This is a genomic window from Streptomyces sp. NPDC047072 (assembly GCF_040643855.1).
Classification (GTDB): domain Bacteria; phylum Actinomycetota; class Actinomycetes; order Streptomycetales; family Streptomycetaceae; genus Streptomyces.
In genome coordinates, this window is sequence record NZ_JBEYVC010000009.1 from 108,420 (window position 1) to 122,985 (window position 14,566).

Annotated in this window: 13 protein-coding genes; 9 read left to right on the forward strand and 4 right to left on the reverse strand. The window is 70.8% G+C overall.

The annotated features are described in order from the left end of the window. Positions 1-22 precede the first annotated feature (22 nt). Entirely contained in the window at positions 23-3,391 is a 3,369-nt protein-coding gene (locus ABZ896_RS06540) for an NACHT domain-containing protein (RefSeq protein ID WP_360922849.1), read from the forward strand. Here the strand turns inward: ABZ896_RS06540 and ABZ896_RS06545 are convergent. Next, positions 3,342-4,502 carry a methyltransferase domain-containing protein gene (locus ABZ896_RS06545; RefSeq protein ID WP_360922852.1) on the reverse strand — a complete coding sequence of 387 codons (1,161 nt, stop codon included), beginning with the start codon at positions 4,500-4,502 and terminating at the stop codon, positions 3,342-3,344. The genes ABZ896_RS06540 and ABZ896_RS06545 overlap by 50 nt on opposite strands. A gap of 90 nt (positions 4,503-4,592) precedes the next feature. On the opposite strand from ABZ896_RS06545, the gene ABZ896_RS06550 reads away from it, so the two are divergent. The 4 genes from ABZ896_RS06550 to groL all read left to right on the forward strand — a co-directional run bounded on the left by ABZ896_RS06550 (position 4,593) and on the right by groL (position 8,446). Beyond that, positions 4,593-5,483 carry a polysaccharide deacetylase family protein gene (locus ABZ896_RS06550; RefSeq protein ID WP_360922855.1) on the forward strand — a complete coding sequence of 297 codons (891 nt, stop codon included), beginning with the start codon at positions 4,593-4,595 and terminating at the stop codon, positions 5,481-5,483. Further along, positions 5,480-6,229 carry a polysaccharide deacetylase family protein gene (locus ABZ896_RS06555; RefSeq protein WP_360922858.1) on the forward strand — a complete coding sequence of 250 codons (750 nt, stop codon included), beginning with the start codon at positions 5,480-5,482 and terminating at the stop codon, positions 6,227-6,229. The genes ABZ896_RS06550 and ABZ896_RS06555 overlap by 4 nt, the downstream gene beginning before the upstream one ends. Before the next feature lie 169 nt (positions 6,230-6,398). Further along, positions 6,399-6,707 (forward strand): co-chaperone GroES, encoded by a 309-nt coding sequence (groES, locus tag ABZ896_RS06560; protein ID WP_031477499.1) that lies wholly within the window; start codon positions 6,399-6,401, stop codon positions 6,705-6,707. A gap of 113 nt (positions 6,708-6,820) precedes the next feature. Then, positions 6,821-8,446: a chaperonin GroEL gene (gene groL / locus ABZ896_RS06565; protein WP_360922861.1), complete on the forward strand. Its 1,626-nt coding sequence runs from the start codon at positions 6,821-6,823 to the stop codon at positions 8,444-8,446. Positions 8,447-8,513: 67 nt separating this feature from the next. On the opposite strand, the gene arr is transcribed toward groL, so the two are convergent. Together arr and ABZ896_RS06575 are read right to left on the reverse strand one after the other, a co-directional pair. Then, on the reverse strand, positions 8,514-8,924 hold the full coding sequence (arr, locus tag ABZ896_RS06570) for an NAD(+)--rifampin ADP-ribosyltransferase (RefSeq protein WP_360922863.1): 411 nt from the start codon (positions 8,922-8,924) through the stop codon (positions 8,514-8,516). Between the two features lie 53 nt (positions 8,925-8,977). Then, entirely contained in the window at positions 8,978-9,751 is a 774-nt protein-coding gene (locus ABZ896_RS06575) for an SDR family oxidoreductase (RefSeq protein WP_360922866.1), read from the reverse strand. Positions 9,752-9,877: 126 nt separating this feature from the next. Between ABZ896_RS06575 and ABZ896_RS06580 the strand changes: the two genes are divergently transcribed. Further along, positions 9,878-10,783 (forward strand): LysR family transcriptional regulator, encoded by a 906-nt coding sequence (locus ABZ896_RS06580; protein ID WP_360922869.1) that lies wholly within the window; start codon positions 9,878-9,880, stop codon positions 10,781-10,783. Positions 10,784-10,826: 43 nt separating this feature from the next. Here the strand turns inward: ABZ896_RS06580 and ABZ896_RS06585 are convergent, their stop codons facing one another. Continuing rightward, entirely contained in the window at positions 10,827-11,156 is a 330-nt protein-coding gene (locus ABZ896_RS06585; protein ID WP_360922872.1) for a WhiB family transcriptional regulator, read from the reverse strand. 381 nt (positions 11,157-11,537) lie between these two features. Between ABZ896_RS06585 and ABZ896_RS06590 the strand changes: the two genes are divergently transcribed. The 3 genes from ABZ896_RS06590 to guaB all read left to right on the forward strand — a co-directional run. Further along, on the forward strand, positions 11,538-12,149 hold the full coding sequence (locus ABZ896_RS06590) for a response regulator transcription factor (RefSeq protein WP_003948568.1): 612 nt from the start codon (positions 11,538-11,540) through the stop codon (positions 12,147-12,149). 286 nt (positions 12,150-12,435) lie between these two features. Further along, entirely contained in the window at positions 12,436-13,023 is a 588-nt protein-coding gene (locus tag ABZ896_RS06595; protein WP_007384137.1) for a sigma-70 family RNA polymerase sigma factor, read from the forward strand. Between the two features lie 175 nt (positions 13,024-13,198). Then, positions 13,199-14,566 (forward strand): IMP dehydrogenase (gene guaB, locus ABZ896_RS06600; RefSeq protein ID WP_360922876.1); only part of this gene is annotated, 1,368 nt, incomplete at its 3' end.

Sequence of the window (14,566 nt, forward strand, 5' to 3'; positions counted from 1 at the left end):
ACGCAGAGGGGCAGGGGGGCCTGTGTCGCTGTCGTGTTCGTGGTGGGCTTCGGGTGAGTACCTCGCACTGGACGGCGCGTCGGTCGTCACGGCGCTGGGCGGGCTGCTGGTCGCGATGGTCGCGGCGACGGTGGCGATCTGGCAGATGCAGCGGGTGCAGAGCCTGGAGCGGGAGAAGATCCGGCTCGAGACGGCGGCCCAGATGCGGCTGAAAGAGCAGGAGTGGGACCACGAACGGCAGTTGACGGAACGTGAACGCCGACGTGAGGCCCGGGAGGCCGAGCAGGAGCAGGAACGGGCGGCGGAACGGGTGGCGGCCCGCCGCAGCACGCTGGAGGCCGGGGCGGCGGCGTACTGCGGACGGCTGGTCCAGGAGCTGTCGACGCTGCGGATCCTGGACATGTCCCGGCCGCTGCGCCTGGAGCGGCTCTACGTCCAGGTGGGAGTGCAGGAGCAGCAGCCGTTGCGGTTCCTTTCGGCGGACGAACTGGAGCGCCAGCTCCACCGCGCCGACTCCGAGCGCCGGTCCTGGCGTACGGAGGCGGAGCGCGCCGAGGCCAGGGCCGCCGCCGAGACCCAGGGGGCCGTCCACACGTACACGCCCGTCGACGCTCTCCAGCGGTACCGGCGCATCGTGGTCGTGGGGGACCCGGGCGCCGGAAAGACGACGATGTTGCGGCACCTGGCGCTCCGCATGGCCACGCAGTCCGAGCGCGAGTCGCTGCCCGTGCTTCCCGCGTACGTCGAGCTGTTCCGGTTCGTCGAGAGCGGTCACGAGTCGTTGCTGGATCATCTCGCCGAGTACTGGGCGGATCAGTACGGCTTCGAGGACGCCCGCGACTACATCGTGGAGAAACTCGCCGACGGCAGCGCCGCGTTGCTGCTGGACGGTCTGGATGAGGTACTCGGCGGGGAGAGCGCGCGGGAGGCGGAGAGCGCCTATCACCGTGTCACCGCCGAACTGGCCCGGCTGGCCACGAGGTTTCCCCGGGCGCCGATCGCCACGACCTGCCGTCGCCAGGGCTGGCGGGGCGGGCTGCCGCAGTTCCAGGTGCTGGAGGCGCTGGACTTCGAATGGCCGCAGATCGAGACCTTCGTCGCCAACTGGTTCGGTCCGGGCGACCGCCGCCGGGCGGGACTGGTCCGTGCCCTGTCGGCGAACGGCCGGCTCCAGACGCTGGCCGCGAACCCGCTGCTGCTCAGCCTGATCGCGATCGTCTACGAACGGGACCTCGAACTGCCCGAGCGGCGGGCCGCGTTGTACCAGCGCTGCGTGGAGGTCCTGCTGCGCGAATGGGACGCCCACCGCAAGATCTCCAGGTACAGCCGTTTCACCACCGACCGCAAACAGGACCTGCTCAAGGAGATCGCCCGCCACTACCACCGGCGCGGCCTGCGCTACTTCCCCGAGGACGACCTCCTCGACCAGATCGCCCGCTTCCTGCCGACCATCGATCTCGCCCCGGAGGACAGCCGCGCGATCCTGGACGAGATCGCCGCCCAGTACGGCCTGCTCAAGCCCCAGGCGCACGGCTGGTACGGCTTCCTCCACCTCACCCTCCAGGAGCACTTCACCGCCGCCGCGCTGCTGGAGCGGGGCGCGGACGGCATCGAGCAGGCGGTGGCGGCGCGCTACGACCCGTGGTGGGAGGAGGTGATCCTGCTGCTGGCGGGATCGCTGCCGGACGCCTCGCCGTTGCTGTCGGGACTGCTGCAACTGGAAGCCGACGAGCCCCGTACGGACGGCCGCGGACTCCTCCTGCTGCCCGACGACGACCTCTTCCACACCGACCTGCTGCTGGCGGCGCGCTGCCTGACCGGGAGCCCGCGCGTGGCCGACGTGGCCCTGCGCCGGGAGATCGTGGCCACGGTCTGGCATCTGCTGGGCGACTCCCTGTACCTGGACGAGAAGCGCCGGGCGGCCGAGGCCCTGGTCGGGGTGGCGCGGTCGGACGAGCAACTGGACGAGGCCATCGCGTACATCTGCGACGACCAGCGCGACGGGGAAGCACGGCTGGCGCTGATCCAGGCGCTGGAGGCGCACGGCGGGCGGCGGGTCGGGGAACGCCTGCTGGGCGCGTTCTCGCTGGGCGGTGTCGATTCCGTGCCGTATCTCCGCGAGGCGCTGATCACGGCCCTGGGCGCCCTGCGGGTGGAGGCCGCCGTACCGGCGCTGCGCGCGGAACTGGAGCGCAGGCTGAGGCATGTGTCGGACGGATCCCGACGCGGTACCTGGTCGGCGGCCAAGAGCATCGCCACGGTCGTTCGGGCGCTGGGCCAGGCCGGCGCGCCCGCCGACGTCTTCCTGCAGGCGCTGGAACGGCGTACGGGCCTGTCGTGGTTCGAGGTCGTCGCGGCGGCGGTGCGGGACGCGCTGAAGGACACCCGGGACCCCGGTACGGCCGCGCGGCTGCTCGATCTCCTCCAGCGGCCGCTCGACGACGAGGACGTGGCCGGAGCGTATCTGGACGCGGCGGGCGAGGCCGGCGTACGAACCCTGCTGAACAGGTTCCGGTCCATGGGCAGCGGCACGGCGTTGCTGAAGGCGGTACGGGACCACATCGCCGAGGGGCACGGGCGCGCCCCGCGGGACGAACTGCTCGCCCTGGTCCGGGACAACACCGTGACGATCCAGGCGCGCTGCCTGGCTCTCGAATGCCTGGACGAGAGCCCGGGCGACCCCGGAGAGCTCGACGGTTTCGTCCGCCACCCCGACGCGAGCCTGCGGGTGGCCGCCTCCGCGACGCTGGCCGCGTGGGGTGTGCCGGTGGGCCTCGACGTCATCCGCACGGCGGTGGTCAACGGCGACGTGGTGTTCTTGGACCGCTGGACCAGTCAGGAGGAGTTGGACGAGACCGTCTCCACCCCGCACCGTCTGGTCTCCGTGCTCGTGCCGTACGGCGTCGCGGGCATCGTCGAGGACCTGCGGGACCGAGTCCATCTGCCCAGCCCCGACGGGGAGAAGGCGCGTGACTGGCTGTACGCCTTCTCCCCCGAGGACGAAGTGGACGACTGCCTGCACCGGCTCAGCAGCGGTGTGCACCTCGGGACCTACGAGATCCCGAACCGCATCCCGTCCTCGCGGGCCGAGGCGGTCTTCCGGTACTTCCAGAGCACCCCGAGCGCGGGATTCGGCACCCTGCGCAGGGACTACGAGAAGCTCCTGACGGCCGCCGCGACCGCCGCCGAAGGCGTCGAGGCGGTCGCCTGGCTGGTCCGCTTCCTGCCCGGCGGCGACCTCGGCAGCATGCACTTCCCCCAGGCCCACCACCATGCCTACGAGGCGAGCCGGCGCGCCCGGGTGCGGGTCCTGCGCGACGGCACCGTGCAGCCCATCTCCGTCATACGGGACGGCCGATCAGCATCACCGGCGCCCCGGCGGCCCGAGTGAGGAACACCGTCGCCTCGTTTCGCCCCTGCGGCTTCACCTTCTTGCGCAGCTCCTCCGGCTCCACCGCCGACCCCCGCTTCTTCACGGTCAGGATCCCGACCTCCCGCTCCCGCAGCAGCGCCTTCAACTTCTTGACGTTGAAGGGGAGGTGGTCGGTGATCTCGTACGGCGTCGCGTACGGGGTCGTGTGCGGATCGTCCGCGGTGATGTACGCGATCGTGGGGTCGATCAGGCCCCCGTCCAGTTCCTCGGCGACCTCGGCGACCAGGTGGGCGCGGATGACGGCGCCGTCGGGCTCGTACAAGTAACGCCCCACCGGGCGGACTCGGGGGTCGGGCAGGCCGCGGCCGAGGAGGGTGCGGGGGCCCGGGAGCAGGGTCGCGCGGACCGTGGCCGGTGCGGTGCCGAACCACAGGACCGCCTCCTTCACGTCCCCGCCGTCCGAGATCCACTCCGCCTCGGCCTCGGCGGGCACGGCCTCGTGGGGGATGCCGGGGGCGACCTTCAGCGCCGCGTGCGGGGACTTCAGGGCCGCCCGGACCGCCCAGGACAGGGGCGGCGAGTAGGCCTCCGGGTCGAAGATCCGGCCCCGGCCGCCGCGTCGCGCCGGGTCGACGAAGACTGCGTCGAAGCCGGCCGTGTCGACCTCCGTGACGTCCGCCTCCCGTACGTCGATCAGGTCCGCGAGGCCCAGGGCCTCGGCGTTGGCGCGGGCCACCGCCGCCGTCGCCGGGTCCCGGTCCACCGCCAGTACCCGGATCCCGGCCCGCGCCAGCGCGATCGCGTCCCCGCCGATCCCGCAGCACAGGTCGGCGACCGACCGCACGCCCAGCTCCGTGAAGCGCCCGGCGCGGTACGCCGCCACGCTCGCCCGGGTCGACTGCTCCACCCCGTTCGGCGTGAAGAACATCCGGTCCGCGTCCTCGGCGCCGAACTTCGCCGCCGCCCGCTGCCGCAGCCGGGCCTGGCCGAGGGCCGCCGAGACCAGGCCGGCCGGGTGGGTGCGGCGCAGCCGGGTGGCGACGGCGAGTTCTTCCGCGGGGGCGGTGCCGCGCACTTCGTCGAGGAGGGCACGGCCCTCGGGGGTGAGGAGGGGGGCGAGGTCGTTCACCGGGTCATTGTGGGCCAGTCGGTGGACGGTGTGTCGCCTGCGGCGGTGTCGGGGCCGGCGACCCGCGGTGAGCTGCGAGGATCCGGCGCCATGGGAACCGTAGGACAAAAGTATAGAAATGGCGCGCTGGTCACTCTGCTGGCGCTGGCCACCCTCGTTTCCGGCTGCGCTCGGCCCGCTGATCCTCCAGGGAAACAGCCCCTCAAGGCACCCCCGCCCGCCCGCGTCGTAGATCTCCAGGCCGCCAAGATCCGCGCCGAGCGGGCCCGGGTCGCGGCCGCCAAGCGCTGGGGGCTGAAGAGGGTGCCACTCATCGCCCCGCCGGCGCCCGCGACGAAGCCCCGTATCACCACCCGCGACGGCTTCGAGGTCGACCGTCACGAGGAGCGCGGGCTGCCGCCGGTCTTCACGACGATCCCGACGACACAGAAGATCGTCTTCCTCACGATCGACGACGGCGCCGAGAAGGACCCCGCGTTCCTGCGGATGATGAGCGAGCTGAAGGTCCCGTACACCGCCTTCCTCAGCGACTACCTGGTCAAGGAGGACTACGGGTACTTCGGGAAGATGCGGGACCGGGGGGTCGTACTGAACAACCACACCCTCCACCACCCCTATCTGCCGGGACTGTCGTACCGGCGCCAGAAGCGCGAGATCTGCGGCATGCAGGACGTCATCGAGAAGCACTACGGCGAGCGGCCCCGGCTCTTCCGGCCGCCGTACGGCAACTACGACGAGGACAGCCTGCGCGCCGCGAAGTCGTGCGGGATCCGGTACGCGCCGCTGTGGAACGAGGAGGTCTTCGTCGACCACTGGGAGTACCGCGAGTGGGACCGGAGGATCCACCCGGGCGACATCGTCCTCAGCCACTTCCGCGGGCGCGAGGACTGGAAGGGCACGATGCCCGACATGGTCCGCCGCTTCCTGGACAAGGTCACGGCCGAGGGGTACGCGGTGGCCCGGCTTGAGGACTACCTGTGAGGTCGCGCGGAGTGGTCGCCGCGGTGCTTGCGGGGTTCTTGCTCGCCGGGTGCGCGCAGTCCGTCGACCCCATCGAGCGGCTGGGCATGAAGGCGGCGCAGCGCGTCGGGTCGTACGGGCCCGCGGGCCGAGCGGCGACCCTGCCCGTGGTGCGGCGGGTCGCCACCACCGACAAGGTCGTCTTCCTGACCTACGACGACGGCGCCGAACGGGACCCGCGCTTCGTCGACCTGGTCCGCGAGCGGCGGCTGCCGGTCAGCATGTTCCTCACGGACAGCGTGGTCGGCCCCGGGTACGGCCACTTCGCGCGCCTCCTCTCGGTCGGCGCGAGCATCCAGAACCACACGCTCGACCACCCCGCCCTGCGCGGCCTGCCGTACGCCGGACAGCGCGCCGAGATCTGCGGCCAGCAGGAGAAGGTGCGGTCCCGGTTCGGGGTCCGGCCGACGCTGTTCCGGCCGCCGTACGGCACGTACGACCGCACGACGCTCCGCGCGGCGGCCGACTGCGGGCTCACGGCGGTCGTGCTGTGGAACGTGTCGATGGCGGGCGCCGAGCCCTCCGCCGGGCTGCGGGCGGGCGACATCGTGTCGCTGCCGTCGGGGGAGACGTCCGGGGAGTCGCCGGGACCGACGCTGACCGAGCGCACGACGCGGCTGCTGGAGGAGATCCGGAAGCGGGGGCTGCGGGTGGGGCGACTGGAGGAGTACCTCGGGAAAACCGGGCGCCGCGCCGCACTCGATTAGCAGTCCGCTTGACCGAGTGCTAATCACGGTCATAGTCTCGGGTCTGGCACTCCCCCCTGGAGAGTGCCAACACAGCGACGGGCAGGTCCGGCACCCGCGACGACGGATCCACCTGGTCGCCACCTCAGACAGTTAACCCCGTGAGATCTCCGAAGGGGGAGGTCGGATCGTGACGACCGCCAGCTCCAAGGTTGCCATCAAGCCGCTCGAGGACCGCATCGTGGTCCAGCCGCTCGACGCCGAGCAGACCACGGCCTCTGGCCTGGTCATCCCGGACACCGCGAAGGAGAAGCCCCAGGAGGGCGTCATCCTCGCCGTCGGTCCGGGCCGCTTCGAGAACGGCGAGCGCCTGCCGCTCGACGTGAAGGTCGGCGACATCGTGCTGTACAGCAAGTACGGCGGCACCGAGGTGAAGTACAACGGCGAGGAGTACCTCGTCCTCTCGTCCCGCGACGTGCTCGCGGTCATCGAGAAGTAATTCACCGCTTTTTGCTTGTGAGCTGCGCCCCGGGCCCCCGCCACCATATGAAGCCGGGCGTCTGGGGCGCAGTTCGTTTCTCCCACGTTTTCCGAGAGGGCTGAACCGCTCCCATGGCGAAGATCCTGAAGTTCGACGAGGACGCCCGTCGCGCCCTCGAGCGCGGCGTCAACAAGCTTGCCGACACGGTCAAGGTGACGATCGGCCCCAAGGGCCGCAACGTCGTCATCGACAAGAAGTTCGGCGCCCCCACCATCACCAACGACGGTGTCACGATCGCCCGTGAGGTCGAGATCGAGGACCCGTACGAGAACCTCGGCGCGCAGCTGGTGAAGGAGGTGGCGACCAAGACCAACGACATCGCGGGCGACGGTACGACCACCGCCACCGTGCTCGCCCAGGCGCTGGTCCGCGAGGGCCTGAAGAACGTCGCCGCGGGTGCCTCCCCGGCGCTGCTGAAGAAGGGCATCGACGCGGCCGTGGCCGCGGTCTCCGAGGACCTCCTCGCGACCGCCCGCCCGATCGACGAGAAGTCCGACATCGCCGCCGTCGCCGCGCTGTCCGCCCAGGACCAGCAGGTCGGCGAGCTCATCGCCGAGGCGATGGACAAGGTCGGCAAGGACGGTGTCATCACCGTCGAGGAGTCCAACACCTTCGGTCTGGAGCTGGACTTCACCGAGGGCATGGCCTTCGACAAGGGCTACCTGTCGCCGTACTTCGTGACGGACCAGGAGCGCATGGAGGCGGTCCTGGAGGACCCCTACATCCTCATCAACCAGGGCAAGATCTCCTCGATCCAGGACCTGCTGCCGCTCCTTGAGAAGGTCATCCAGTCGGGTGGCTCCAAGCCGCTGCTGATCATCGCCGAGGACGTCGACGGCGAGGCCCTGTCGACCCTGGTCGTCAACAAGATCCGCGGCACCTTCAACGCGGTCGCGGTCAAGGCCCCCGGCTTCGGCGACCGCCGCAAGGCGATGCTGCAGGACCTCGCGGTCCTCACCGGCGCCACGGTCATCTCCGAGGAGGTCGGCCTCAAGCTCGACCAGGCCGGCCTGGACGTGCTCGGCACCGCCCGCCGCGTCACCGTCACCAAGGACGACACCACGGTCGTCGACGGTGCCGGCGACTCCGCGGACGTCACGGGCCGCGTCGCCCAGATCAAGGCCGAGATCGAGAACACCGACTCCGACTGGGACCGCGAGAAGCTCCAGGAGCGCCTCGCGAAGCTGGCCGGCGGCGTGTGCGTGATCAAGGTCGGCGCCGCCACCGAGGTGGAGCTGAAGGAGAAGAAGCACCGTCTGGAGGACGCCATCTCCGCGACCCGCGCCGCGGTCGAGGAGGGCATCGTCTCCGGTGGTGGCTCCGCGCTCGTCCACGCCGCGAAGGTCCTTGAGGGCGGTCTGGGCAAGACCGGCGACGAGGCCACCGGTGTCGCCGTCGTCCGCCGCGCCGTCGTCGAGCCGCTGCGCTGGATCGCCGAGAACGCGGGCCTCGAGGGCTACGTCATCACCTCCAAGGTCGCCGAGCTCGACAAGGGCCAGGGCTTCAACGCCGCGACCGGCGAGTACGGCGACCTGGTCAAGGCCGGCGTCATCGACCCGGTCAAGGTCACCCGCTCCGCCCTGGAGAACGCCGCCTCCATCGCCTCCCTCCTCCTGACGACCGAGACCCTGGTCGTCGAGAAGAAGGAAGAGGAGGAGCCGGCGGCCGCGGGCCACGGCCACGGGCACGCCCACTGACGTACGTCAGCACGGAGGCCCGGCACCTTGAAGGTGCCGGGCCTCTTCGCATGCTCGGCGGCCCACGTCAGTTGATGATCTCGGCGCGGTCGTCCTGGCGGATCGCGGCCAGCCGGTCCCGCCACATCCGCAGCGCCTCGGGTGTCTGCCGCGTCCAGTCGGTGACCTCGCCGACGATCCGGAGCGGGTCCCTGCTGCGATAGGAACGGGTGGGATTGCCGGGGAACTTCTTGTCGGTGACGTTCGGGTCGTTCTCGAACTCCCCCGTCGGTTCGACGACATACACGCGCGGGGCCCCGTCACCGGCGGCGAGCTCGGCGGCGAGTCCCGCGCCGTCCCGCAACGCGGTGAAGTAGATGTGGTTCATCACGATCTCGGGCCGGTAGTTGGAGCGGAAACCGGCGGTGAGGTGCTCCCCGACCCGCAGTTCGGCCTTCGTACCGTGGAAGAACGGCCCCTCGTCCAACACCTCGTCCATCGGCGCAGGTTACCAAGCGCGCCCGGCGTACAGGCCGGAACCGCGGCTCCCCCTCACTGCGGCCCGTACTTCCGCCCCGTCCTGGACGAGATCCCGCCCAGCAGCCCGCGCGGCGCCACCTTCACCAGCCCCATCAGCGTCTTGTAGCGGGGGTCGGGGATCGACAGGGACTTGCCCCGGGAAAGGTCGTGCAGCGCGGCCGCCACCAGCTTGTCCGCGTCCAGCCACATCCAGTTCGGGATGTTGTCCGTGCCCATCCCGGCCCGCTGGTGGAACTCCGTGCGCACGAACCCGGGGCACAGCGCCATCAGCCGCACCCCGCTGCCGGCCAGATCCCGCGCCGCCCCCTGCGTGAACTGCACGACCCACGCCTTGGACGCCCCGTACGTGCCGCGCGGCACGAACGCCGCCACCGACGCGACGTTCACCACGCCACCCCGGCCCCGCTCCCGCATCGCCTCCGTCGCCGCCGACGTCAGCCGCAGCACCGCCTCGCAGTGCACCTTGAGCATCTTCAGCTCGTCGGCCATGGAGACGTCGAGATAGGCGCCCTTGTTCCCGAAGCCGGCGTTGTTGACCAGCAGGTCGACGGCGTTCTTACGGTCGGACAGACGCTCCGCCACCGTCTCGATCCCGGCGTCCTCGGCGAGGTCGGCCCTCAGCACCTCCGCCTCGATGCCGTGCCGGTCGTGCAGCTCGGTCGCCTGTTCGCGCAGCCGCTTGGTGTCGCGGGCCACCAGGACCAGGTCGTGCCCGTCCGCCGCCAGCCGCCGTGCGAACGCGGCACCGATGCCCGCGGTCGAACCCGTAATCAATGCCGTTGTCATGGCGCCAGGTTAATGACCTGGACCGAATGCGTCCGGTTGCTGTGCGTGCGCTGTAGAGGAGGGACACCGGCCCAAGGCGCGACGCTCGATCCGCCGCCGTACCAAAGACACGCTTATCCTCGGACCGTGATCGAGGCCCGCCATCTCCGTGTCCTGCGCGCCGTCGCCGCCACCGGCTCCTTCTCCGCCGCGGGACGCGAACTGGGCTGCACCCAGCCCGCCGTCAGCCAGCAGATGAAGGCCCTGGAGGCGTCCGTGGGCACGCCGTTGGTCGTCCGCAACGGCCGCGAGATGCGGTTGACGCAGGCGGGTACGGCCCTGGTGCGGCACGCCGCCGGGATCCTCGCCGGGCTCACGGCCGCGGAGGAGGAGGTCGCCGCCATCGCGGGCCTGCGCGCCGGGCGCGTGCGGCTCGTCTCCTTCCCGAGCGGCACCTCCACCCTCGTCCCCACCGCCCTCGCCGCCCTGCGCGCCGCCCACCCCGGCACCCGGGTCTCCCTGGAGGAGGCCGAGCCGCCGCACTCCGTCGGCCTGCTGCGCGAGGGCGACTGCGACATCGCGCTCGCCTTCCGCTACGAGGGGGCGGCCCAGGAAGAGGACTGGGACGACCTCGTCGTACGGCCCCTGCTCACCGACCGGCTCGTCGCCCTCGTACCGGAGCGGCACCGGCTCGCGCGCGCCGGGTCCGTGGCCATCGGGGAGCTCGCGCGGGAGTCCTGGATCGCCGGATGCCCGCGCTGCCGGGGCCAGTTGGTCGAGGTGTGCGAGGGCGCCGGCTTCACGCCCCGCATCGACTTCGCGACCGACGACTACCCGGCGGTCGTCGGCCTGGTGGGCGCGGGACTGGGGGTCGCCGTACTGCCGCAGCTCGCGATCGAGTCCGTACGGCCACGGGGTGCGCGCACGGTGACGCTGGAGCCGGCGGTCCGGCGCGAGATCGTCGCGCTCACCCTGCCCGACCTGGCGCGGGTGCCGGCGGTCGCGGCGACGCTGGAGCAGCTGGCGGCCGTGAGCGAGCGGGCCCGTAAGTGAAGGAAGGGCACGCGCGTGCGTGCCCTTTCGAAGAAACGTTCCTTCAGTTGTTCGAAACGCCGCTCCCGACAGGCGACGGCGCCGACACCAGCCGGTGCCGTGCGCGCCCCATGAGCTCCTCGCGCTCGTCCTCGGTCAGTCCGCCCCACACGCCGTACGGCTCTCTCACCGCCAGCGCGTGCGCCGCGCACTGCGCGCGCACCGGGCACCTCATGCAGACCTCCTTGGCCGAGTTCTCGCGAGCGCTCCTGGCCGCTCCGCGCTCGCCCTCCGGATGGAAGAAGAGCGAGCTGTCCACCCCGCGACAGGCAGCGAGCAGCTGCCAGTCCCACAGGTCCGCGTTCGGTCCGGGAAGGCGGGAGAAATCTGCCATTGCGTGACCCCTTGTAGCCGTTCTGGGCGGATACGGTGTCCACGACCGTACATCTACGATCTAAGGAGATGAAAATATGACTCATTGCGAATCTAGCCTCAGACACAGGTAAATGGGAAGAAAAGGGTCTGAATGGGGCATGGGTTGTGATGAAACGTTGTGGGTCCGTCGCGCATGTCTGCACCGTGTCCACGCCCTCACGTAGAGTGCCGAAGACAGTGCACAGCCCCGTAACTCTTTCGGGTGACCGTCGTTGAGAGTGCGGAGGCGGTTGAAAACACAAGTGCTCGGGCAGGCGTCCGAGACGGTCGACCGCACAGGTGACGATTTCGTACCAGCCTGGAGGCTCAAGGTGACGTGCATCAGCTGCGGAGGGCGGCCATGACATCCGTCCTCGTCTGCGACGACTCCCCGCTCGCCCGAGAGGCGCTCCGCCGCGCGGTCGCGACCGTGCCCGGCGTCGAGCGCGTGACGACCGCGGCCAACGGCGAGGAAGTCCTCCGCCGCTGGGGCGCGGACCGTTCGGACCTGATTCTGATGGACGTACGCATGCCCGGTCTGGGCGGCGTCGAGACCGTGCGGCGGCTGCTGTCCGCCGACCCCGGTGCGCGGATCATCATGCTCACGGTCGCGGAAGACCTCGACGGCGTCGCCCTCGCGGTGGCCGCCGGTGCGCGGGGCTATCTGCACAAGGACGCCTCGCGGGCCGAGCTCCGGGCGACTGTCACGCAGGCTCTCGCCGACCCGACCTGGCGGCTCGCCCCGCGTCGGCTGCGGTCCGCCGAAATGGGAGCGGCTCCTACGCTCACGGCGCGTGAGATCCAGGTGCTCGAAGGGATGAGCCACGGGCGGTCCAACGCGGAGATCGGGCGGGAACTGTTCCTGTCCGAGGACACCGTCAAGACGCACGCACGGAGGCTGTTCAAGAAGCTCGGGGCCTCGGACCGGGCGCACGCCGTGGCGCTCGGGTTCCGGTGGGGACTGGTTCGCTAAGAGCTCGGTCCTTCAGCGCCATTGCTGTGTGCGGGTTGTTCGTGGCTGGTCGCGCCCGCGCGGCGGAGCCGCACATTGATGCAGCCCCGCGCCCCTTCCGGGGCGCGGGTGCTTGTTTCGGCGCTGATGCCGCATCCTTGGTGGTGTGGAGTCTCTCGGGGACGGATCGGTCGAGCGGAAGGGGAGGGCGCAGGGGATGGGTTCCGGCGCACCTGCTCATAACGCTTCGGTGCACAACAACCAGCGCGATGCCACGGATCCAACGACGCCAGGGCACCATGGACCGATGCGCGACGACGAGGCTGCCCATCCCCATGGGGCGATCGGTGCGCTCGTCCACAGCGCGGTGGAAGGGGACGAGCAGGCCACGCACGACCTGCTCGCCCATGTCCACCCCCTGGCCCTGCGCTACTGCCGCACCCGGCTGTCCCGTCTCCCGGGCGACGCCCGGCACTTCGTGGAGGACCTCGCGCAGGAGGTCTGCGTAGCCGTCCTCCTCGCCCTGCCGCGCTACCGCGACACCGGGCGCCCCTTCGAGGCGTTCGTCTTCGCCATCGCCGCGCACAAGGTCGCCGACCTCCAGCGGGCCGCCATGCGGCACCCCGGTTCTACGGCGGTCCCGTCCGACGAGATGCCCGAGCGCCCGGACGACTCCCTCGGCCCCGAGGAGCGGGCCCTGCTCAGCAGTGACGCCGAATGGGCCAAGAAGCTGCTGGCCAACCTCCCCGAGAACCAGCGCGAGCTGCTGCTGCTGCGGATCGCCGTGGGGTTGACGGCGGAGGAGACGGGTCAGATGTTGGGAATGTCACCCGGTGCGGTCCGTGTGGCGCAGCACCGGGCGCTGAGCAGGCTGCGGGCGCTGGCCGAGCAATAGGGCGCGCAGGCGGGGCCCACTGGACGGGGCGCGCTCCTGAACGGGCGGCGCGCCGCTTCCGTACGAACATACGAAGCCCGGAGCGGGTCCGAGCCGTGGAATCGGTGGAATTTGCCACCCTTGCTTCCCGTTAGCATGGACATCCGCACCGATCAAGGCCATTGGGGAAGGTGTCATGACTGCAAACGTCGACGGAGTGCCCGGTAAATTCGCGACGCTCGGGCTGACCTACGACGACGTGCTGCTGCTGCCGGGAGCGTCCGAGGTGCTCCCCAACGCGGTCGACACCTCGTCCCGCATCTCCCGCAACGTCCGGGTCAACATTCCCCTGCTGTCCGCCGCCATGGACAAGGTCACCGAGTCCCGCATGGCGATCGCGATGGCCCGCCTCGGCGGCGTCGGTGTGCTGCACCGCAACCTCTCCGTCGAGGACCAGGTCAACCAGGTCGACCTCGTGAAGCGGTCCGAGTCCGGCATGGTCACCGACCCGATCACCGTGCACCCTGAGGCCACGCTCGCCGAGGCCGACGCCCTGTGCGCGAAGTTCCGCATCAGCGGTGTCCCGGTCACCGACCCGGCCGGCAAGCTCCTCGGCATCGTCACCAACCGCGACATGGCCTTCGAGTCGGACCGCAGCCGCCAGGTGCGCGAGGTCATGACGCCGATGCCGCTGGTCACCGGCCAGGTCGGCATCTCCGGCACCGACGCCATGGAGCTGCTGCGCCGGCACAAGATCGAGAAGCTGCCGCTGGTCGACGACTCCGGTGTCCTCAAGGGCCTGATCACCGTCAAGGACTTCGTCAAGGCGGAGAAGTACCCGAATGCCGCCAAGGACGCCGAGGGCCGGCTCCTCGTCGGTGCCGCCGTCGGCGCCAGCCCCGAGGCCCTGGAGCGCGCCCAGGCGCTCGCCGAGGCCGGAGTGGACTTCCTGGTCGTCGACACCTCGCACGGCCACAACAGCAACGCGCTGAGCTGGATGGCGAAGATCAAGTCCAGCGTCGGCGTCGACGTGATCGGCGGCAATGTCGCCACCCGCGACGGCGCCCAGGCCCTCATCGACGCCGGTGTCGACGGCATCAAGGTCGGCGTCGGACCGGGCTCCATCTGTACGACCCGTGTCGTCGCCGGTATCGGCGTCCCGCAGGTCACCGCGATCTACGAGGCCTCCCTCGCCGCCCGCCCGGCTGGCATCCCGCTCATCGGCGACGGCGGCCTCCAGTACTCCGGCGACATCGGCAAGGCGCTCGCCGCCGGTGCCGACACCGTGATGCTGGGCTCGCTGCTGGCCGGCTGCGAGGAGTCGCCCGGCGAGCTGCAGTTCATCAACGGCAAGCAGTTCAAGTCGTACCGCGGCATGGGCTCGCTGGGTGCCATGCAGTCGCGCGGGCAGGCGAAGTCGTACTCCAAGGACCGCTACTTCCAGGCCGAGGTCGGCTCCGACGACAAGCTCGTGCCCGAGGGCATCGAGGGCCAGGTGCCCTACCGCGGCCCGCTCTCCAGCGTCCTGCACCAACTCACTGGCCGCGCTCACAGCCCGAGCCGG

What these genes read in the sequence shown, in the direction of transcription:
- ABZ896_RS06550 (WP_360922855.1), top strand. Translation starts at nt 4,593, where the DNA reads ATGGGAACCGTAGGACAAAAGTATAGAAATGGCGCGCTGGTCACTCTG.
- groL (WP_360922861.1), top strand. Translation starts at nt 6,821, where the DNA reads ATGGCGAAGATCCTGAAGTTCGACGAGGACGCCCGTCGCGCCCTCGAG.
- arr (WP_360922863.1), bottom strand. Translation starts at nt 8,924, where the DNA reads ATGGACGAGGTGTTGGACGAGGGGCCGTTCTTCCACGGTACGAAGGCC.
- ABZ896_RS06575 (WP_360922866.1), bottom strand. Translation starts at nt 9,751, where the DNA reads ATGACAACGGCATTGATTACGGGTTCGACCGCGGGCATCGGTGCCGCG.
- ABZ896_RS06585 (WP_360922872.1), bottom strand. Translation starts at nt 11,156, where the DNA reads ATGGCAGATTTCTCCCGCCTTCCCGGACCGAACGCGGACCTGTGGGAC.
- ABZ896_RS06590 (WP_003948568.1), top strand. Translation starts at nt 11,538, where the DNA reads ATGACATCCGTCCTCGTCTGCGACGACTCCCCGCTCGCCCGAGAGGCG.
- ABZ896_RS06595 (WP_007384137.1), top strand. Translation starts at nt 12,436, where the DNA reads ATGCGCGACGACGAGGCTGCCCATCCCCATGGGGCGATCGGTGCGCTC.